Origin of the sequence: Pedobacter sp. HDW13 (assembly GCF_011303555.1) — a bacterium.
Lineage (GTDB): Bacteria > Bacteroidota > Bacteroidia > Sphingobacteriales > Sphingobacteriaceae > Pedobacter.
Genome location: NZ_CP049868.1, coordinates 1351320 through 1371359 on the forward strand (window position 1 = coordinate 1351320; position 20040 = coordinate 1371359).

Consider the following 20040-nt stretch of genomic DNA (forward strand, 5'->3'; position numbering starts at 1 on the left):
TCATCTCGACTGAAATGCAGTGAAATGGAGAGATCTGTCTCGAGACAAATCTCTCTACTTCGCTGCGCTCGAAATGATTGGAACTTTAAGGGAGTTATTTACATTAACTTCTCTGCTAACAATATCGATTTTTATATAAAAAATTATTACTCCACTATCAGGATCAAACCTTTTCCTTTTTCAACAGGGACCGATTTTCCATCAGTGTAATTTCCTGCCGTTTGAAATTTATCAATTGCCGGAGCAGTTATTTTTGCCTTTGCGGCGTCTAAACCTAACTTAGCCCAATCGATGTTTAAATTAACTTTTACATCACCTTCGGCCCAGCTAGCCAAAGCGATCATGGTTTTGCCTTGCTTTTTATACGCTGTAGCTAAAACTTTCGAATTGTCGGTCTTAACTGGACAGTTTTCGCTCCAGTAACCAAACATTTCAGATCCTTTAATTCCAAAATTGTCCCAGGCTTTCCACAAAGGTTTTGGGTCGCTCTTTTCTGACCAACCTAAACGGCTTGTCATGCCATAAATCATTCCACGCCATGGGTTTCCATCATCTTGCAACATTTCGCCCATTAAACCAAACGGAATGCCACTCACTTCAGTTAAAAAGAAGTCAGGGTTATTTTTTTGGTAATCGAAATATTCGCCAAACCATAAACGGTTCAAATAAGGGAAGTGTTCCATATATAAAATGGCACTGTTATTAAAACCATCGCTTTTGTTGTACTGGTTTGCCGAATGTAGATCGATAATACCCGGATGGTTATTTTGGGTTAATACACGCTTAATCCGCTTCATAGTTACGCGGTCAAAAGCCACATCGTCCAGATAAACGCCATCAATCCCCACATTATTTACCAGCCAGTTCATTCCTTCTACATAGTAATTATGCCAGCGGTTCATTCCACTATTAATTACTGCTGCATCTTTAATCTCGGGTACAAACCAGGCGGCAATGTAATTAGAATCCAAATGCTCTTGCAACCAGCTAAAGCCCCCCCCTTTCCAGGCGAATAAACTTCAGTACCTAGACTCCGCAAAGCAGGCCACTCGTAGGCATGGTTCGATAGCTCGCGAACGGTATTGTAGATCTTAACTTTCAGGCCTTTGCTGTGCGCATCGCTGATATAGTTTTTCATCTTTTTCCATTCAATAAACGGATAGTTGATCCAAGGGTTGATCGGTGTAGCATGGTGAATATTTACCACAGTTGCTCCTGCCGCTTTAATGGCATCTAATTCGCCATATTTATGATAAAAACGGTTATCCCACTGGAAGTCGGTATCGAGCAAGTGAAACGGCGTAATTAGCAGGTTAAAATTATAACAAAGTACATCACCTTTTTTCATGCTTCTTGCGCCAGTAAAGTTATCGGCTAGCATCGAACTGCCTTTAACATTAATCTGAATTCCACCTTTATCTTCATTACCCCAAGATTTAGGCAATAATAATGGCTTCTGCAGGTAAAAATTAGTATTCAACGGACGAACATAGCGTTCATCTCTTAAATTGTAATATAGCCCCGCATTTACATTCCCGATCCATACAGCATCCTGGTTTTTATTGGCTACATCCCATTTCCACCTAACAGTATCCGGTCTAACACCACCTTTTTCGCCCAATCCCATTAAATATTTGGTCGCACCCTTATCAAATGGAATATGAAAATCAACATTGCTGAAATCTACATCTTTTAAAGCGGTAACCTTAATTACGTAATGTACATAACCATCAAACTCCAAAGCACCTTCCAAATCCATTTTTAAATTTTCAGAGGTATTGGTAGCCGTCCATTTGACTGTACCCGCTTCTTTGCTGGTAATCTGGAAATTACTTGCAACAAATTTCTCTTGTGTTTTTGGTGTATTAAAAAAATGAAAGTGAATTGGCTCAGCTAAAATATTGTTGGGCTTATCGGTGTAAGCCGTCATTTCGGCATTAAAGAAAGTCTGGATTTGTTTAGGGAAACCATCGGGGTTGATCTCAAATTTACGGCCCAAAAGCGAAATCACATTTCCCTGAACCGTTAGTGGCGTGTAAGGTGCCACCACAGTATTGGCTTGTGCCAGTGTTGAATTTAACCAGGTTAAACGGGTTTGCTTAGCAGGTGTTCCTACACCGGAATCAGCAAGTACTTCATTTCCTACAGTAATTCTGGCAGCGATTACTTTTGCTTTTCCATTGGCTTTAACTGTAAAGTTGCCCACGTATACACCAGCGGCTGTTGTTTTAGGAATATCAACGGTAACCCACATCGGCTGAACCTTACCTGAAGTCACATTCACCACTTCTACCAGCGGTTTATTATCGTAACTGGTTCCTTTTGTATTTAAACAATTAATAAATTTAGCGGGAATTACTTTTCCGTTGGCTGTTTTTAAATCACCAAAGCTAACTGTTAGATTGTTTAAGTCTTTTAATGCAAATACGCCTAACTGAAAAGCATAATTTTCGCCTTTGCTTGCAGTGCCTGCAAAAGTAGCACTCGTCCCTTTTTGGATCCAACGATAAGGCAAATCGTTTTGCATTTTAATTGGATACAGCCTATCCTCCGGAAATACCACAAAAGCTTCCGCATTGTTTTTCGCTTTAATTGCAGCAGTTTCTTTCGCAGTAGCAATAACTTCCATTGGGTAGAAGCTATTAAAGGCATCAACAGATTGTATTTCCAGTACCGAACTATTCACAGCTGTACGTTTTGCCTGGTTTAGCCAGCTTTGATCTATCTGTTTCGGTTTTAAATAAACACCTTTAGGATAATTGCTTCTGCCTTCATTTTTATAGGCCAAGTAGTAAACGTAGTATTTTCCCGCACCACTAGGTTCAAAATAAATGTCAGCACTTTCGCGGGTTAATTTATCAGTCTCAAAAACAGCTACATTATTACCATCTGCATCCTGAATAATGAGGCCTTTAGCTTCTGGGTGTTCATCTCTCCTGCGCCAGTCTATTTTAGCATGTGCGATTTTACCAGTACCAGAGAATTGTATTACAACCCTGTGGTTGCCTAGCGAATCTGCGTTCCATGAACTATTGCCATTCGTATATTTTAGTGTTTGTGCATGGAGGGAGAACTGCCAAAAAAGGCAGGATAATAGAAATAACCTAAATTTCATCTTTAATTTGTTTGAAGCTAATTTATGCATAGCTGCTTGAAATAAAGTCATGTAATGAAAAAATGAGACAAACGTTTGCTCAATTGACCCGTCATTGGGAGGAGGAACGGCGAAGCAATCTTACAACGATCGCATTAAGATTGCCTGCCTGCCTGCAGCAGGCAGGCTTCGTACCTCGCAATGACGATCAAACGATTAGAAAACAAAAAAGTCCTGCTCTTTCGAACAGGACTTTCCAAATCTTAAGGTGAATAAAATTATTCTCCTTTTGGTTCTTCAGTAGCTGGTGCTTCTTCAGCAGGAGCAGCTTCTGGTGCAGCCTCTTCAGCAACTTCAGCTTTCGCATCAGTAGCTTTTTTAGGAGCAGCAGCTTTGCTTCTACCACGACGAGTAGTTTTCTTCTCTTCTTTAGCTTCTACATCTTTACCGTAAACTTCGTTATAATCTACCAATTCAATTAAAGCCATTTCAGCGTTATCACCTAAACGGTTGTTTAATTTAATGATACGAGTGTAACCACCTGGACGGTTTGCAACTTTCTCAGCCACTTCGCGGAACAAAATAGTGATTACTTCTTTATCTTGTAGGTAAGAGAAAACTGTACGACGTGAGTGAGTTGTGTCATTTTTCGCTTTAGTGATTAATGGCTCAACATAAGTACGTAAAGCTTTAGCTTTAGCTAAAGTTGTAGTAATTCTTTTTGCTTTAATAAGTGAAGTAGCCATGTTAGCTAACATCGCTTTTCTGTGGCTGTCGGTTCTGCCTAAGTGATTAACTTTTTTACCGTGTCTCATTGTTTTTTGATTAAGTGTATACCGTCTCTGTCTCAGAGGGAATTATACACTGTTAAAAAATATTTAATTCTCAAATTTCAATATCCAATTTTCAAACTGAAAACTGTTAACTGAAAATTGAATTATTCTTCGTCTAATTTAAATTTAGACAGGTTCATACCAAATGATAAACCTTTTGATTTTACAAGTTCTTGAATCTCTGTTAAAGATTTTTTACCGAAGTTTCTGAATTTTAACATATCAGCAACATCGTAAGAAACTAAATCAGCTAAAGTACGGATATCAGCAGCTTTTAAGCAGTTTAATGCTCTAACTGAAAGATCCATATCCACTAATTCAGTTTTAAGGATTTTACGCATGTGTAAAATTTCCTCGTCAACCTCTTTAGTTTCTTCTTTAGCCTGAGATTCTAATACCAAATTCTCATCAGAGAATAACATAAAGTGTTGGATAAGGATCTTAGCCGCTTCTTTCAATGCTTCTTCTGGATGAATTGAACCGTCAGTAGAGATATCCAATACTAATTTCTCATAATCCGTTTTTTGCTCAACACGAAAGTTTTCGATCGTGTATTTTACATTTTTCATCGGAGTATAAATCGAATCGATCGCAATAACACCTACAACAGCATCAGCAACTTTATTTTCTTCAGCAGGTACATAACCACGTCCTTTATTGATGGTTAATTCCACTTCCAAAGTAACAGATTTATCCATGTTGCAGATTACGTGCTCAGGGTTTAAAACTGTAAAGTTGTTAGAGAATTTAGTGATATCACCAGCTTTAAACTGATCTTGACCATTAACGATGATGAAAACTTTTTCAGAATCACCTGAATCGCCTGTTTTCTTAAAACGAACTTGTTTTAAGTTTAGGATAATATCAGTTAAATCTTCTACAACACCTTTCATGGTAGAAAACTCGTGAGAAACGCCTGAAAAACGAATAGTAGTAATAGCATAGCCTTCTAATGAAGAAAGTAAAATTCTTCTTAAGGCATTACCAATTGTTACACCGAAACCGGGCTCTAAAGGACGAAATTCAAATGTGCCATCGAAATCAGTTGATTTCTGCATGATCACTTTGTCAGGTTTCTGAAATGCTAAAATTGCCATTTATAATTTTTTAAATTCGTTATTGAATATATAGTAACAAGAAAAAAGTTAATTACCCTTTTGAGGTAATTAACTATCTTATTTATTACTTTGAGTACAACTCGATGATTAAGTTTTCCTTGATGTTTTCAGGAATCTCATCACGTTGAGGGTAAGTTAAGAATTTACCGGTTAATTCACCAGCATTCCACTCTAACCATGCGAACTTGTTGATTGTTCTGCCTGCAACTGAGTTACTAATTGATTCTAATGATTTAGATTTTTCACGAACAGCAACCACATCACCAGCTTTTAACTGATATGAAGGGATATTTACAACTTCACCATTCACGGTTACGTGTTTATGGCTAACTAACTGGCGTGCACCAGAACGGGTTGTTGAAATACCTAAACGGTATACTGTGTTATCTAAACGTGCTTCTAATAACTGAAGTAAGTTATCACCGGTAATACCAGCGCGTGAAGAAGCTTTTTTAAACAAGTTACTGAATTGCTTTTCTAATACACCATAAGTATATTTTACTTTTTGTTTCTCCATTAACTGGATTGCATACTCAGATTGTTTTCCTCTTCTTTTTGAAACGCCGTGTTGGCCAGGAGGATAATTTTTTCTGTCTAACACCTTATCAGGACCGAAGATTGGTTCTCTGAATTTACGGGCGATCTTTGATTTTGGGCCTGTATATCTTGCCATTTTTTTTCTGTTTTTAAAGTATCATCCAACCTGTAGCTGGAGATTCTTAGCTTTAAAATTAATTAAACTCTTCTCTTTTTAGGAGGACGACATCCGTTGTGAGGAAGTGGAGTAATATCTTTGATAGATGTTACTTCGATACCTGCTACTTGTAAAGTTCTGATTGCAGATTCACGACCTGAACCCGGACCTTTTACAAATACTTCAACTTTACGTAAACCTAAGTCAAACGCAACTTTACCGCAATCTGAAGCTGCTTGACCAGCTGCATAAGGCGTGTTCTTTTTAGAACCTTTAAAGCCCATTTTACCAGCAGAAGACCATGAGATAGTCTGTCCGTTGTTGTTTGTTAAGGTAACGATGATGTTGTTGAAGGTAGCATTGATATGCGCCTGACCAACAGGCTCAATTACAACGATACGTTTTTTTGTTACTTTTTTACTTTTAGCCATTTTATCTTTTAGATTTTAGATATGAGACTTGAGATAGAAAACTTTCCCTACCCCGATACTCAGTATCCTACTTTTTCTCTTTTATTCCAGATTTGAGCAGATTTTAAAGACATGGTTCTCACATCTAAAATCTCACATCTCATATCTATCTATTACTTAGTAGCTTTTTTCTTGTTAGCAACTGTTTTTCTCTTACCCTTACGAGTACGTGAGTTATTTTTAGTACGCTGACCACGAGAAGGTAAACCTTTTCTGTGACGTAAACCACGGTAACAACCGATATCCATTAAACGTTTGATGTTTAACTGAACCTCTGAGCGTAAAGCACCTTCTACTTTAATCTCATCGTTAATCATTGTACGGATTGCTGATAACTCATCATCAGACCAGTCTTGTACTTTTTTGTTTAGATCGATACCTGCAGTAGTTAAAATACGCTGTGCAGTTGTTCTACCGATACCATAGATATAGGTTAAACCAATCTCTCCTCTTTTGTTTCTTGGTAAATCAATACCTGAAATCCTTGCCATATTTATTGATGTTTTGAAGTAATCCCGAACGGCGGGCCACCGTTGTACGGTTAATTACAATATTTTTTAATTACCCTTGACGTTGCTTGTATTTCGGATTTTTCTTGTTGATAACGTAAAGTTTTCCTTTACGGCGAATAATCTTACAATCAGCGCTACGTTTTTTAATTGATGATCTAACTTTCATTTTATTTGTATCTATAAGTGATGCGGCCTTTTGTTAAATCATACGGCGACATCTCTAGTTTTACTTTATCACCAGGAAGAATTTTGATGTAGTGCATCCGCATCTTTCCTGAAATGTGCGCAATAATCTCATGTCCGTTTTCGAGTTCAACTCTGAACATCGCATTAGACAATGCTTCTCTTATTACTCCGTCTTGTTCAATTGAGGCTTGTTTAGCCATATTTTATTGATTGTTACTTAATTAGCTGCTTCTAAACAGGGTTGCAAAATTAAATAAAAAATTTTAATTATTTATTTTTTTTGTTGTAAAACTTCTTCTATAATAGAAAACGTTGATAAAACATCTGCTTTGCCCTTTTTTATGGCCACTGTGTGTTCAAAATGTGCCGATGGCTTATTGTCTTTACTCGTTACTGTCCATCCATCTTTATGGAATTTAACACCGGCTACGCCTGCGTTAATCATTGGCTCAATTGCAATCACCATTCCTTCTTCAAGTTTTGGTCCTGCGCCACGCTTTCCATAATTAGGAACTTCTGGTTTCTCATGAAGTTTTACGCCAACACCATGTCCGACCAGTTCTCTTACTACCCCGAATCCATTAGTTTCTGCATGTTGCTGAACTGCAAAACCGACATCACCGATCCGCATGCCAACCACTGCTTTTTCAATGCCTAATTCCAGGCAACGCTTAGTAACTTCAACCAGTTTTTGTTTTTCAGCATCTATCTCTCCTATTGAGAAAGTATAAGCCGAATCGCCAAAATAATTGTCTTTAATTACGCCGCAATCAACCGAAATTAAATCCCCCTCTTGTATAGTATATGTGCTTGGAAAACCATGAACAACTTGTTCATTTGGCGAAATACATAACGAATAAGGGAAACCATTGTAGTTTAAAAATGCCGGGATTGCTCCGTGATCACCTATAAACTCGTAAGCTAACTTATCTAACTGAATAGTAGTCATGCCTGCTTTTATCACCTTGGCCACTTCGGCTAAGGTTTTAGAAACAAGCATGGAACTTTCTCTTATTAACTCGATCTCTTCAAGAGACTTGTAATAAATTTTAGACATCCTTTACACTACAACGCAGCGTTGCTACTTGCAGCAGGTACTCCTGTTCTGCCTGTAACTCTACCGGTTTTCATTAAACCATCGTAATGACGCATCAATAAATAACTTTCGATCTGTTGTAGAGTATCCAAAACAACACCAACCAAAATCAATAAAGATGTACCCCCAAAGAAGTGGGCAAACTCTTGTTTAATACCAAACTTAACTGCAATAGAAGGCAGGATAGCAATGATCGCTAAAAATACTGCACCAGGGAAAGTGATTTTAGAAATCACATCATCAATAAAAGTTGATGTTGCAAAACCTGGCTTTACACCAGGAATAAAACCACCGTTTTTCTTCATATCATCGCTCATTTGAGTTGGATTAACTGTAATGGCTGTATAGAAGAAAGTAAATGCAATAATTAAAAATGCGAATGTTAAGCTATAAGCCAACGATGTTGTGTTGCTAAACTGAATTAACCATGAGCCTTGTAACGAAGGAACAAACTGCATAATAGCACCTGGAATGAACATTAACGCCTGAGCAAAAATGATTGGCATAACACCGGCAGCATTAACCTTTAAAGGGATGTACTGACGAACACCACCAAACTGGCGGTTACCAACAATTTTCTTAGCGTATTGTACAGGCACTTTACGTACACCCTGAACAATTAAAATGGTAAACATTACAACTGCAAATAAGGCAACGATTTCCAAAACTAATGCTACCGGACCTCCACCCTCACTTGACGAACCCACACGTGCACTAAACTCTTGAGAAATTGCAACAGGTAAACGGGCAATAATACCAACCATAATGATTAGTGATGTACCGTTACCAATTCCTTTATCCGTAATTTTTTCACCTAACCACATTACAAATAAGGTACCTGCCGTTAATACAAACGTAGATAACACTAAAAATAAAGTGTTTGGTAATAAAATAGCTTCTGCCGGAACCTGCGTTTTAACATAACCAACAGACTGAACGATTGTGATCGCTACCGTTAGGTAACGGGTAATCTGGTTCATTTTTTTTCTACCACTTTCGCCTTCTTTCTGCATTTTTTGGAAAGAAGGAACAGCAATACCCAATAGTTGCACCACAATCGATGCAGAGATATAAGGCATTACCCCCAACGCCAAAATAGACACACGAGAGAACGAACCTCCGGCAAACATATCAAGTAAGCCTAAAAGTCCCGATTTTTCGTTATTGCCTAAAGCAGTTGCATCTACACCTGGTAAAACCACGTGAGAAACGAAACGGTATACCAAAAGAATTAAGAGCGTAAACAATATACGCTCTTTTAATTCCTGAATTTTCCAGATATTACTTAAAGTAGTAAATAGCTTCTTCATTTAATAATTACAATTTTACAATAGAACCACCTGCAGCTTCAATAGCTTTTTGTGCGGTTGCAGAAAACGCATGTGCTGTAACTTCTAATTTTGCTTTCACTTCACCACGACCTAAAATTTTAACCAAGTCGTTTTTTGAAGCTAAACCATGCGCCTGGAGAGCGGCGAAATCGATAGTTGTTAAGCTGAATTTTTCAGCTAAGTTTTGTAATACGTCTAAGTTTACACCAACGTATTCAGTACGGTTGATTGGTTTGAAACCAACTTTAGGCACACGACGTTGTAAAGGCATTTGACCACCTTCGAAACCGATTTTGGTTGAGTGACCTGAACGAGAACCCGCACCTTTGTGACCACGAGTTGAAGTACCACCACGACCAGAACCTGTACCACGACCAATTCTTTTGCTGTTTTTTGTAGAACCTTTTGCAGGTTTTAAATTACTTAAATTCATTTTTTTGAATTTGTGTTGCCCTTCGCTTTCACTAAACAGGTACAACGATTAAACATATATAAAGGTAATACAGGTTTTACCCCATATTACCTTTAACTTTTTTATTAGATTGCTTCGATAGCTACCAGGTGGTTCACTTTGCGAACCATACCGATAATTTGCGGTGTAGCTTCAACCTCAACACTTTGGTTCATTTTAGATAAACCCAAAGCCTGAACGGTTCTTTTTTGGCGCTCGCTTCTGTCGATAACGCTTTTTACTTGTGTTATTTTGATCTTAGCCATGATATTATCCGTTAAATACTTTGTTTAAATCAATACCACGGGTTTGAGCTACTGTATAAGCATCGCGCATTTTAGTTAACGCATCAACAGTTGCTTTTACCACGTTGTGTGGGTTAGATGATCCTTTAGATTTTGCCAATACGTTATGTACACCAGCACTCTCTAATACAGCACGCATCGCTCCACCAGCAATTACTCCAGTACCTACTGCAGCTGGTTTGATTAATACAAAGCCACCTGAGAATTTACCGATTTGCTCGTGAGGAACAGTACCGTTTAAAATTGGAACTTTTACCAAGTTCTTTTTAGCATCATCCACACCTTTTGCAATTGCTTCAGTTACCTCTTTCGCTTTACCTAAACCGAAACCAACAACACCGTTCTCATCACCTACAACAACAATTGCTGAGAAGCTGAAAGTACGGCCACCTTTGGTTACTTTGGCAACACGTTGTATACTAACCAAACGATCCTTTAATTCGATATCGGTGGTTTTTACTCTTTTTATATTAATAGTTGACATCTTACTTTTTCTTCAGATTAAAATACTAAACCAGCTTCGCGGGCACCCTCTGCCAACGATTTTACACGACCGTGGTATAAATAGCCGTTTCTATCGAAAACAACTTGTTTAACACCAGCTGCAATTGCTTTTTCGGCAACTAATTTACCTACTGCTACTGATTGGTCGCTTTTGCTTCCAGTACCTGCAAAATCCTTTGATAATGATGATGCTGAAACTATTGTTTTACCGGTTACATCGTTAATTACCTGCGCATAAATCCCTTTATTGCTTCTATATACAGATAACCTTGGACGCTCTTCCGAACCGGTAAGTCTTTTTCTGATCCCTTTTTTAATACGATCTCTTCTTGATAATTTTTTACCTGCCATGATTACTATTTTTTAGATGCTGATTTACCTGCTTTTCTTCTTAACACTTCACCTACAAACTTGATACCTTTACCTTTGTATGGCTCTGGTGCACGTAACGAACGGATTTTCGCTGCTACCTGACCAATCAACTGTTTGTCGATACTCTCTAAAATGATTTTAGGAGTCTGACCTTTTTCTGATTGAGTAGTAACGGTAATTTCCGCTGGTAACTGGAATACATAGTGGTGAGAATAACCTAAAACTAGATCTAATGTATTGCCTGCGTTTGTAGCACGGTAACCAACACCCACTAATTCCTGAGTTAATTTATAACCTTCTGTAACACCAACAACCATGTTGTTAAGCAATGAGCGATATAAACCGTGTAATGCTTTGTGTTTCTTTTGATCTGATGGACGTTGAACTGATAAAATTCCATCTTCTTGACTTACAGTGATATCTGAATCTACTGCTTGCGTTAATTCACCTTTAGGGCCTTTTACCGTTACAACGTTATCGTTAGATACTGTAATGGTAACACCTGCAGGTACTGTAATTGGGGCTTTTCCTATTCTTGACATTGTGCTGTTCTCCTAATATTAATAAACGTGACACAATACCTCACCACCAATGTTTAATTTGGCTGCTTCTTTATCAGTCATTACACCTTTAGAAGTAGATAAGATTGCGATACCTAAACCGTTTAATACTCTTGGCATATTTTCAACACCAGCGTAGTTTCTCAAACCTGGTTTACTTACTCGCACTAATGTACGAATAGCAGGAACTTTAGTGATCGGATTGTATTTCAAAGCGATTTTAATCGTGCCTTGAACTGTAGTATCTTCAAACTTATAGTTCGCGATGTAACCTTTATCAAAAAGTACTTTAGTGATTTCCTTTTTAAGGTTTGATGCAGGAATTTCTACAACTCTGTGGTTGGCCTTAATGGCATTCCTTACTCTTGTTAAATAATCTGCTATTGGATCTGTATTCATTATTTATTGTTTTTGATAGTGGTTTCCTTCTGCTACCCAGCTGTGGGACCTGCTATCGGTTAAAATTCTTTTTTTAGTATAAACACATATAAGTATCAAGTATCGAGACACAGATTGGCCTTGATACTTGATACTGCAGTATTTTAATACTTTATATTACCAAGATGCTTTTTTAACACCTGGTATTTTACCGTCTAGTGCCATTTCGCGGAATGTTACCCTTGAAATACCAAAGGTACGCATATATCCACGAGGACGACCAGTTAATTTACAACGGTTGTGTAAACGTACTGGAGATGAGTTCTTTGGTAATTTATCCAAACCCTCGAAATCTCCTGCAGCTTTTAATGCTGCACGTTTTTCAGCGTATCTAGCTACCAATTTTTGGCGCTTAACTTCGCGTGCTTTTACACCTTCTTTTGCCATTATTCTGCTGTTTTTTGATTTTTAAATGGTAATCCGAATTGTTTCAATAACTCAAGCGCCTCAACATCAGATTTTGCCGAAGTTACGAAAGTTATATCCATCCCTAAAATTTTATTGATTTTATCTATATTAATCTCAGGAAAGATGATTTGCTCAGTAACACCTAATGTATAGTTACCTTTTCCATCGAAACCTTTATCGTTAATACCTTTGAAATCACGGATACGTGGCAAAGCTACAGAGATCAAACGATCAAGGAACTCATACATGTTGTTATCACGTAATGTTACGCGTACACCAACAGGCATACCTTTACGTAATTTAAAGTTAGAGATATCCTTTTTAGATTGTGCCGGAACCGCTTGCTGACCAGTAATGGTAGTCAACTCAACGATTGTGGTATCCATAATCTTTTTATCTGTAACAGAAAAACGACCAACACCCTGATTGATACAGATTTTTTCCAATTTAGGAACCTGCATTACAGTTTTGTACTGAAATTTTTCTTTTAATGCACTTACAACTTCTTCTTTGTATTTGCTTTTTAATCTTGGTGTAGTAGCCATTATTTAATCTCCTCTCCTGATATTTTAGCAACTCTAACGATTTTGCCATCTGCGTTAAGTTTACGACCTACGCGTGTAGCTTTACCAGATTTTGGATCAACCAACATCAAGTTAGAAATGTGAAGAGCAGCTTCTTTTTTAATAATACCACCGTTAGGATTTGCAGCATTTGGTTTAGTATGTTTAGATACTAAGTTAATACCTTCTACAATGGCTCTGTTTTTATCTGTTTGTACTGAAAGTACTTTTCCTTGTTGACCTTTTGAATCGCCAGCAATTACTTTAACTAAATCTCCAGTGCGGATTTTAAGTTTTGGTGTATTTACTTTGTTTCCCATTTTATAATACCTCCGGTGCTAATGATACGATTTTCATGAATTGTTTTTCACGTAGTTCTCTCGCAACCGGGCCAAAGATACGTGTACCTCTTGGCTCATCCTGTGCGTTCAATAATACAGCTGCATTATCGTCAAAACGGATATAAGAACCATCTTTACGACGGATTTCTTTTTTAGTTCTTACAACAACTGCTTTAGAAACTGTACCTTTTTTAATATTACCCGAAGGTATAGCGCTTTTTACGGTAACAACTACTTTATCACCAATTGAAGCATAACGTTTGCCGGTTCCACCTAGCACGCGAATTACCAATACTTCTTTTGCGCCGCTGTTATCAGCAACGTTTAATCTTGATTCCTGTTGTACCATCTTATTTAGCTCTTTCTAAAATTTGTACCAATCTCCAGTTCTTGTTTTTACTCAAAGGACGAGTTTCCATAATCAATACTGTATCGCCGATACCGCATTCGTTTTTCTCGTCGTGAGCCATAAATTTGGTAGTTTTCTTCACGAACTTACCATAAATCGGGTGTTTTACTTTACGTTCCACGCTCACTACAACAGATTTATCCATCTTGTTGCTTACCACTAACCCGGTTCTTGTTTTTCTTAATTGTCTTTCCATGTCGACTCTCGAATTATTTAGTTTCAGTAGCTGACTCAGTGTTTTTCACTTTAGTCAACTCAGTGTTTAAACGGGCTATGTCTTTCCTTACTTTTGCAATGCGCGAAGGATTTTCGATAGCTGAAATAGTGTGAGCGAACTTCAATTTTGATAAGTTCTCTTTTTCTTCCGCAATCTTAGCTACTAATTCTTCTTTTGAAAGCCCTGTGATTTCTGAATTTTTCATTTTTCTTTTTCTTTTACGTTGAGTGTAGCGGTTATAATAAACAAGTATTTACAACATTCACCTCAACACTTTACTATGCTTCTACGTAATCTCTACGTACTACGAATTTGGTTTGGATTGGTAATTTCTGAGCTGCTAAACGCAATGCTTCTTTAGCAATTTCTAAAGGCACACCTTCAGCTTCGAAAATTACACGTCCAGGTCTTACAACTGCTACCCAATACTCAGGAGCACCTTTACCTTTACCCATACGTACCTCAGCAGGTTTTTTAGTTACCGGTTTGTCAGGGAAAATTCTGATCCATACTTGACCTTCACGTTTCATGAAACGTGTTACGGCAATACGGGCAGCCTCTATCTGGCGACTTGTGATCCAAGTTGCTTCTAAAGATTTGATACCGAAAGATCCGAATGCTAATTCAGCTCCACGAGAAGCTAAACCCTTCATTCTGCCTTTTTGCATCTTCCTGAACTTCGTTCTTTTTGGCTGTAACATTTTATTTTGTTCTAATCGTTAAACGATGTTAATAAATCAATTATTTACGAGGGCCTCTGTTAGCGCCTGCGCCACCACCTCTGTTTGCACCACCTTGGCCTGGACCACGACCACCGCCTTGGTTTCCACCACGTCTGTCGTTACCGCCACGGTTATCTCTTCCACCACCTCTGTTATCTCTTCCACCGAATGCTGGTTTCTCTGACTGGCCTTTTGGACCGTTGTTTGTCGAACCGATGTTTGGAGACAAATCACGTTTTCCATAAACCTCACCTTTACAAATCCATACTTTAATACCGATTTTACCATAAGTGGTTAAAGCTTCAGCTAAAGCATAGTCGATATCAGCACGGAATGTATGCAAAGGCACTCTTCCTTCTTTGTACTGCTCAGTACGTGCCATCTCAGCACCACCTAAACGACCAGAAGTCATGATTTTGATACCTTCAGCACCCATACGCATGGTTGATGCGATAGAAGATTTCATTGCTCTACGGAATGAGATCCTTGCTTCTAATTGTTTTGCAACACCTTCTGCAACTAATTGTGCATCAAGTTCAGGGCGTTTAATTTCAAAGATGTTAATCTGAATTTCCTTTTTAGTTAATTTCTTTAACTCTTCTTTGATTTTATCAACCTCAGCACCTGCTTTACCGATTACGATACCCGGACGAGCTGTGTGGATAGTTACAGTGATACGTTTTAACGTACGCTCGATAACTACTTTTGCAACACCGCCTTTTGCGATACGGGCAGAAAGGTATTTTCTTATTTTCTCATCTTCAACTAATTTATCGGAGTAGTTGTTGCCACCGAACCAGTTAGAATCCCATCCTTTGATAATTCCTAACCTGGCACCTATTGGATTTGCTTTTTGTCCCATTTCCTAATTAGTTTTGAGTTTCTGTATTTTTACTATCTACAATCAGCGTTACGTGGTTAGAACGTTTGCGAATTCTATATCCACGGCCTTGAGGAGCTGGACGTAAGCGTTTTAACTGACGGCCACCATCAACCATAACTGTTTTTACAAAAAGTTGGTTTTCTTCAGGGCGGGCACCTTCATTTTTAGCTTCCCAGTTTTTAATAGCAGATAATAATAATTTCTCAACTCTTATTGCTGCTTCTTTGTTGGTAAACTTTAAAATGCTTAATGCTTTCTCTACACGTTCACCTCTGATAAGATCTACAACCAAACGCATCTTACGCGGTGAGGTTGGACAATTGTTTAATTTTGCTATTGCTTCCATTGTCTAATTATTTTTTCTTTTCAGCGTGTCCTCTGAATGTTCTGGTTGGAGCAAATTCTCCCAACTTGTGACCAACCATGTTTTCTGTTACGTACACAGGAATAAATTTATTACCGTTGTGTACTGCAAATGTATGATTAACGAAATCTGGTGAAATCATTGATCTACGAGACCAAGTTTTGATTACAGACTTTTTGCCTGAATCATTCATAGAGTTTACTTTTTTCTCTACGTTATGGTCAATATAAGGTCCTTTTTTTATCGAACGAGCCATTATTTCTTCCTTCTCTCTATGATGTAACGATTAGAATATTTTTTAAGTTCTCTGGTTTTGTAGCCTTTAGCTAAAACGCCATTTCTTGAACGTGGGTGACCACCTGATGATCTACCTTCACCACCACCCATTGGGTGATCAACAGGGTTCATCGCTACCGGTCTAGTTCTCGGACGACGGCCCAACCAACGTTTACGACCAGCTTTACCTAATACTTCGTTTGCGTGATCTGAGTTAGATACAGCACCGATAGTAGCAAGACAAGTAGTCAGGATTAAACGGGTTTCGCCTGAAGGCATTTTCAAAGTAGCATATTTACCATCGCGGGCAGCTAATTGTGCGTAAGCACCTGCACTACGAGCCAATTGTGCTCCTTTTCCAGGGTGAATCTCCACGTTGTGGATGATAGAACCTAATGGAATGTTCGATAATTTTAAAGTGTTACCTACTTCTGGAGCTGCAGTATCGCCCGATAATAATACCGAACCAACTTGCAATCCTTCAGGAGCAATGATATAACGCTTCTCGCCATCAGCATAGTGTAATAATGCGATGCGGGCAGTACGGTTTGGATCGTATTCTACAGTAGCAACTGTAGCAGGAATATCGAATTTATCGCGTTTGAAATCGATAATACGATAAGATTTTTTGTGACCACCACCCATGTAGCGCATGGTCATCTTTCCTGTATTGTTACGTCCACCAGACTTTTTTGATGATGCAACCAATGATTTTTCGGGCTTGGTTGCTGTAATCTCCGTAAAGCTAGCACCAACTCTGAAGCGGGTACCTGGAGTAACTGGTTTAAATTTTCTTAAGCCCATAGTTATAATGAATTATTAAATTAAAGGGTTGCGTAATAATCTATTGTTTCGCCGTCTTTCAACGTTACGATTGCTTTTTTGTATTTCGGGCTACGACCTGATACAAAACCTGCTTTAGTGTAACGAGATTTAGCTTTTCCATCAACAACCATAGTGTTAACTGCAACGATGGTTACACCGTACAATTTCTCAATAGCTGCTTTGATCTGGATTTTGTTAGCCTTGTGGTTAACGCTAAAAGTGAAACGGTTAGATTTCTCAGTTAAAGCTGAAGCTTTTTCGGTTAATATTGGTTTTTTTAAAATTTCCATATTACTTGGCAAATGCCTCCTCCAAAGTTTTAACAGAATCAGCAGTTAACACAAGTACACCAGCGTTTAATACATCATAAGTATTCAAATCTGCTGCAGAGATTACTTTAGTTTTCTGAACGTTTCTGCTTGATAAATAGATATTATTATTTTGTGCAGGTAAAACCAACAAAGTTTTTTGAGTATCTACTTTTAAAGCAGCCAATAAACTTGTAAAGTTTTTAGTTTTAATTGTATCGAAGCTGAAATCTTCTAAAACTACCACGTTGTTATCTTTTGCTTTATAAGCTAAAGCTGATTTACGTGCTAATGATTTTAATTTCTTGTTCAATTTAAAACTGTAATCACGTGGCTGAGGACCGAAAACACGACCACCACCGTTAAATAACGGAGATTTAATGCTACCAGCACGGGCACCACCTGTACCTTTTTGTTTGTATAGTTTACGGGTCGAACCAGCAATCTCGTTACGTTGTTTAGATTTGTGAGTACCCTGACGTTGGTTAGCCAAATACTGTTTTACATCTAAATAAATCGCGTGGTCGTTAGGCTCGATACCAAATACCGATTCAGGAAGTTGCACCTTGGCACCTGTTTCTTTACCTGAAATGTTTAATACTTTAACTTCCATCTGATTATTTGTCTAAGATTACGTAAGAACCTTTAGCTCCTGGAATGGAACCACTAACTACTAATAAGTTTTGCTCAGCGTAAACTTTCAAAACCTGTAAGTTTTGAATTTTCACTCTGTCTCCACCTGTTCTTCCTGCCATGCGCATTCCTTTGAATACACGTGAAGGGAATGATGATGCTCCCAATGAACCTGGGGCACGTAAACGGTTATGCTGACCGTGAGTCTGCATACCAACACCGGCAAATCCGTGGCGTTTTACAACACCCTGAAAACCTTTACCTTTTGAGGTACCTACAACATCAACAAAATCGCCTTCTGCGAATGCATCTACAGTTACAACATCACCTAAGTTAAGTGCAGTTGTAAATGAGTTGAATTCTACCAGCTTGCGTTTCGGAGTTGTGTTTGCTTTCGCGAAATGGCCTTTCAATGGTTGAGTTGTGTTTTTCTCTTTTTTCTCATCGTAACCCAGTTGGATTGACGAGTAACCATCTACTTCTTCGGTTTTTACCTGTGTAACTACACAAGGTCCAGCCTCGATTACCGTACAAGGAATGTTTCTTCCTTCGGCATCAAAGATACTGGTCATTCCTACTTTTTTTCCAATAATTCCTGACATTTTATCTTTTAATTTTAACACCCATCGAAGCAGTAGGGCTTCGTTCAAGGTGGTTGTACATCCCCGAAAGGGACGGCAAAGATAGACAAGAATTATTAATTTTCAAATAGTTAGCGAAATATTTTTTCAAATAAATTGCTGATATGATGCGATTTAACTTTAAAAGTAGTGTTAATGAGCTAAACCACCATTTAAACTGATAGTTATAATCGCTAAAATGATAAATCCGATAAGCACATATAGGTAATCGCGCTCTATTAAAAAGCTAAAAATGGCGAACACAATCCGGGCTATCGGCGTGAATATCAGCATCAATATGCCAAATTGCACTACTGCATCGCCCTGAAAAGTAAGTACACCTTTGAATATGGCTGCTATCGACGAAAATTTAGCCAGCTCGGGTTTAAAAACTTTATAGTCGGTAATTACACCTTTGTTATGGCTCAGGAAAATTACCCCGCCTATTAGCACAATACCCATCGAAATAATTACGCCTGCACGCAAAAGTGTACCCAGTATTAGCTGAATATCTTTATCTTTTATGTTTTCCTTATTGGCTGTGTTCATTACAATCCGCTTATTCCTTTATAAATCATTTGCATAGCCAGAAATGCAACCACCACCGCAAACACAATTTTAAGCTTATCGGTTTTGGTTTTCAATAAAACTTTCGAACCCACCGTAGCACCGGTTAAAACGCCAATACAAACCGGCATGGCGATACCTGGATCGATTTGACCACGATGTAGGTAAACCACCGCACTGGCCGCTGCAGTAACGCCCATCATAAAATTACTGGTAGTGGTCGATACTTTAAAAGGCAAACGCATAATGTTATCCATCGCAATTACTTTTAAAGCTCCGCTTCCAATACCCAGCAAACCAGATAAGGTTCCGGCAAAAAGCATCATAAAGAAACCGCCGGGTATGTGCTTTACCGCATAGGCATGCTCTGTTCCCCTGTCGGGATAAGATCCGTTCAATTTAAAAAACCTGGCCCATTTATCGGTATCATCTAAAGTAGTATGGTCTACTTTCTTCTTCAAAGTCATGATGGCCGAAAAGATAAGGATACAGCCAAATAGAATGGCAATGTAGTTGGCATTTAGGTAAACGGCTACAATTGCGCCACAAATGGCACCAATGGTAGTGGCTATCTCTAAAAACATACCGATACGGATATTGGTAATCCCCTCTTTAACATAAGCTGCCGCCGAACCCGATGAAGTAGCAATAACCGAAACAATAGATGCACCAATGGCGTAATGGATATCTACCCCAAAGCCAAGGTGAGTAAAGGGATAATAATTACGCCTCCGCCCAAACCCGTTAACGAACCCAGTAATCCGGCCAAAAAAGCACCTAATAAAACGATTATGGTAAACAGCAATACCGACATGCGGGCAAATATAATGTACTGTTTTTGGGGAAACGAAGGATTAAGGGAATAAAATAAAGTCTATATATTAAGGGGATAAAATAGAATTTTGAGATAAAATAACCGTCACCCTGAATTTATTCAGGG

General features: G+C 38.3%; 30 protein-coding genes and 2 pseudogenes. All 32 read right to left on the reverse strand.

Annotated elements, in window-relative coordinates:
* Window positions 1-146: 146 nt before the first annotated feature.
* The 32 genes and pseudogenes from G7074_RS05540 to G7074_RS05695 all read right to left on the reverse strand — a co-directional run bounded on the left by G7074_RS05540 (window position 147) and on the right by G7074_RS05695 (window position 19914).
* Window positions 147-3166: pseudogene (locus G7074_RS05540) on the reverse strand (glycoside hydrolase domain-containing protein).
* Between the two features lie 206 nt (window positions 3167-3372).
* Window positions 3373-3909, reverse strand: a complete 537-nt coding sequence (gene rplQ, locus G7074_RS05545) for a 50S ribosomal protein L17 (RefSeq protein ID WP_124561709.1) — start codon at window positions 3907-3909, stop codon at window positions 3373-3375.
* 122 nt (window positions 3910-4031) lie between these two features.
* Window positions 4032-5024, reverse strand: a complete 993-nt coding sequence (locus G7074_RS05550; RefSeq protein WP_025145205.1) for a DNA-directed RNA polymerase subunit alpha — start codon at window positions 5022-5024, stop codon at window positions 4032-4034.
* Window positions 5025-5109: 85 nt separating this feature from the next.
* On the reverse strand, window positions 5110-5718 hold the full coding sequence (gene rpsD / locus G7074_RS05555) for a 30S ribosomal protein S4 (RefSeq protein WP_124561708.1): 609 nt from the start codon (window positions 5716-5718) through the stop codon (window positions 5110-5112).
* Window positions 5719-5780: 62 nt separating this feature from the next.
* Window positions 5781-6170 carry a 30S ribosomal protein S11 gene (gene rpsK, locus G7074_RS05560; RefSeq protein WP_010599885.1) on the reverse strand — a complete coding sequence of 130 codons (390 nt, stop codon included), beginning with the start codon at window positions 6168-6170 and terminating at the stop codon, window positions 5781-5783.
* Between the two features lie 152 nt (window positions 6171-6322).
* Window positions 6323-6700, reverse strand: coding sequence for a 30S ribosomal protein S13 (gene rpsM, locus G7074_RS05565; RefSeq protein ID WP_010599886.1), 378 nt, complete (start codon window positions 6698-6700; stop codon window positions 6323-6325).
* 70 nt (window positions 6701-6770) lie between these two features.
* The gene (rpmJ, locus tag G7074_RS05570) at window positions 6771-6887 is read right to left on the reverse strand and encodes a 50S ribosomal protein L36 (RefSeq protein ID WP_010599887.1); all 117 of its coding nucleotides are present in this window, start codon (window positions 6885-6887) and stop codon (window positions 6771-6773) included.
* Between the two features lies 1 nt (window position 6888).
* Window positions 6889-7107, reverse strand: a complete 219-nt coding sequence (gene infA / locus G7074_RS05575) for a translation initiation factor IF-1 (RefSeq protein ID WP_010599888.1) — start codon at window positions 7105-7107, stop codon at window positions 6889-6891.
* 71 nt (window positions 7108-7178) lie between these two features.
* Window positions 7179-7964 (reverse strand): type I methionyl aminopeptidase, encoded by a 786-nt coding sequence (gene map / locus G7074_RS05580; RefSeq protein WP_124561707.1) that lies wholly within the window; start codon window positions 7962-7964, stop codon window positions 7179-7181.
* A gap of 8 nt (window positions 7965-7972) precedes the next feature.
* Window positions 7973-9313, reverse strand: a complete 1341-nt coding sequence (gene secY, locus G7074_RS05585; protein WP_124561706.1) for a preprotein translocase subunit SecY — start codon at window positions 9311-9313, stop codon at window positions 7973-7975.
* Between the two features lie 7 nt (window positions 9314-9320).
* Window positions 9321-9767, reverse strand: a complete 447-nt coding sequence (rplO, locus tag G7074_RS05590) for a 50S ribosomal protein L15 (protein ID WP_039475451.1) — start codon at window positions 9765-9767, stop codon at window positions 9321-9323.
* Window positions 9768-9871: 104 nt separating this feature from the next.
* The gene (gene rpmD, locus G7074_RS05595; protein ID WP_010599892.1) at window positions 9872-10051 is read right to left on the reverse strand and encodes a 50S ribosomal protein L30; all 180 of its coding nucleotides are present in this window, start codon (window positions 10049-10051) and stop codon (window positions 9872-9874) included.
* 4 nt (window positions 10052-10055) lie between these two features.
* Window positions 10056-10574 carry a 30S ribosomal protein S5 gene (gene rpsE / locus G7074_RS05600; RefSeq protein ID WP_010599893.1) on the reverse strand — a complete coding sequence of 173 codons (519 nt, stop codon included), beginning with the start codon at window positions 10572-10574 and terminating at the stop codon, window positions 10056-10058.
* Window positions 10575-10591: 17 nt separating this feature from the next.
* Window positions 10592-10945 (reverse strand): 50S ribosomal protein L18, encoded by a 354-nt coding sequence (gene rplR, locus G7074_RS05605; RefSeq protein ID WP_124561705.1) that lies wholly within the window; start codon window positions 10943-10945, stop codon window positions 10592-10594.
* A gap of 5 nt (window positions 10946-10950) precedes the next feature.
* Window positions 10951-11508 carry a 50S ribosomal protein L6 gene (gene rplF, locus G7074_RS05610; RefSeq protein ID WP_124561704.1) on the reverse strand — a complete coding sequence of 186 codons (558 nt, stop codon included), beginning with the start codon at window positions 11506-11508 and terminating at the stop codon, window positions 10951-10953.
* Window positions 11509-11526: 18 nt separating this feature from the next.
* On the reverse strand, window positions 11527-11928 hold the full coding sequence (rpsH, locus tag G7074_RS05615; RefSeq protein WP_231427289.1) for a 30S ribosomal protein S8: 402 nt from the start codon (window positions 11926-11928) through the stop codon (window positions 11527-11529).
* 153 nt (window positions 11929-12081) lie between these two features.
* Entirely contained in the window at window positions 12082-12351 is a 270-nt protein-coding gene (gene rpsN, locus G7074_RS05620; RefSeq protein ID WP_039475193.1) for a 30S ribosomal protein S14, read from the reverse strand.
* Window positions 12351-12917: a 50S ribosomal protein L5 gene (gene rplE / locus G7074_RS05625; protein WP_056097523.1), complete on the reverse strand. Its 567-nt coding sequence runs from the start codon at window positions 12915-12917 to the stop codon at window positions 12351-12353. Before rplE ends, rpsN begins: the two co-directional genes overlap by 1 nt.
* Window positions 12917-13255, reverse strand: a complete 339-nt coding sequence (gene rplX, locus G7074_RS05630) for a 50S ribosomal protein L24 (protein WP_124561703.1) — start codon at window positions 13253-13255, stop codon at window positions 12917-12919. Before rplX ends, rplE begins: the two co-directional genes overlap by 1 nt.
* Window position 13256: 1 nt before the next feature.
* Entirely contained in the window at window positions 13257-13625 is a 369-nt protein-coding gene (gene rplN, locus G7074_RS05635) for a 50S ribosomal protein L14 (RefSeq protein ID WP_113951800.1), read from the reverse strand.
* A 1-nt stretch (window position 13626) separates the two neighbouring features.
* Window positions 13627-13881: a 30S ribosomal protein S17 gene (gene rpsQ, locus G7074_RS05640; RefSeq protein WP_010599901.1), complete on the reverse strand. Its 255-nt coding sequence runs from the start codon at window positions 13879-13881 to the stop codon at window positions 13627-13629.
* 13 nt (window positions 13882-13894) lie between these two features.
* Complete coding sequence (gene rpmC / locus G7074_RS05645; protein WP_025145217.1) at window positions 13895-14107, reverse strand: 50S ribosomal protein L29; 213 nt, start codon at window positions 14105-14107, stop codon at window positions 13895-13897.
* A gap of 73 nt (window positions 14108-14180) precedes the next feature.
* A complete protein-coding gene (rplP, locus tag G7074_RS05650; protein ID WP_113951798.1) occupies window positions 14181-14603 on the reverse strand; it encodes a 50S ribosomal protein L16 in 423 nt (140 codons plus the stop codon).
* A gap of 40 nt (window positions 14604-14643) precedes the next feature.
* Window positions 14644-15486 carry a 30S ribosomal protein S3 gene (gene rpsC / locus G7074_RS05655; RefSeq protein WP_124561701.1) on the reverse strand — a complete coding sequence of 281 codons (843 nt, stop codon included), beginning with the start codon at window positions 15484-15486 and terminating at the stop codon, window positions 14644-14646.
* A gap of 7 nt (window positions 15487-15493) precedes the next feature.
* Window positions 15494-15853: a 50S ribosomal protein L22 gene (rplV, locus tag G7074_RS05660; RefSeq protein ID WP_124561700.1), complete on the reverse strand. Its 360-nt coding sequence runs from the start codon at window positions 15851-15853 to the stop codon at window positions 15494-15496.
* Window positions 15854-15860: 7 nt separating this feature from the next.
* Window positions 15861-16127, reverse strand: a complete 267-nt coding sequence (gene rpsS / locus G7074_RS05665) for a 30S ribosomal protein S19 (RefSeq protein ID WP_010599906.1) — start codon at window positions 16125-16127, stop codon at window positions 15861-15863.
* Window positions 16127-16951: a 50S ribosomal protein L2 gene (rplB, locus tag G7074_RS05670; RefSeq protein WP_124561699.1), complete on the reverse strand. Its 825-nt coding sequence runs from the start codon at window positions 16949-16951 to the stop codon at window positions 16127-16129. The genes rpsS and rplB overlap by 1 nt, the downstream gene beginning before the upstream one ends.
* Before the next feature lie 20 nt (window positions 16952-16971).
* Window positions 16972-17262, reverse strand: a complete 291-nt coding sequence (gene rplW / locus G7074_RS05675) for a 50S ribosomal protein L23 (RefSeq protein WP_025145221.1) — start codon at window positions 17260-17262, stop codon at window positions 16972-16974.
* A 1-nt stretch (window position 17263) separates the two neighbouring features.
* Complete coding sequence (gene rplD, locus G7074_RS05680; protein ID WP_090765858.1) at window positions 17264-17893, reverse strand: 50S ribosomal protein L4; 630 nt, start codon at window positions 17891-17893, stop codon at window positions 17264-17266.
* A gap of 4 nt (window positions 17894-17897) precedes the next feature.
* Window positions 17898-18515 (reverse strand): 50S ribosomal protein L3, encoded by a 618-nt coding sequence (gene rplC, locus G7074_RS05685; protein ID WP_124561698.1) that lies wholly within the window; start codon window positions 18513-18515, stop codon window positions 17898-17900.
* A gap of 171 nt (window positions 18516-18686) precedes the next feature.
* A complete protein-coding gene (locus G7074_RS05690; protein ID WP_124561697.1) occupies window positions 18687-19082 on the reverse strand; it encodes a DUF1634 domain-containing protein in 396 nt (131 codons plus the stop codon).
* Window positions 19082-19914: pseudogene (locus G7074_RS05695) on the reverse strand (sulfite exporter TauE/SafE family protein). The gene G7074_RS05690 and the pseudogene G7074_RS05695 overlap by 1 nt, the downstream one beginning before the upstream one ends.
* Window positions 19915-20040 lie beyond the last annotated feature (126 nt).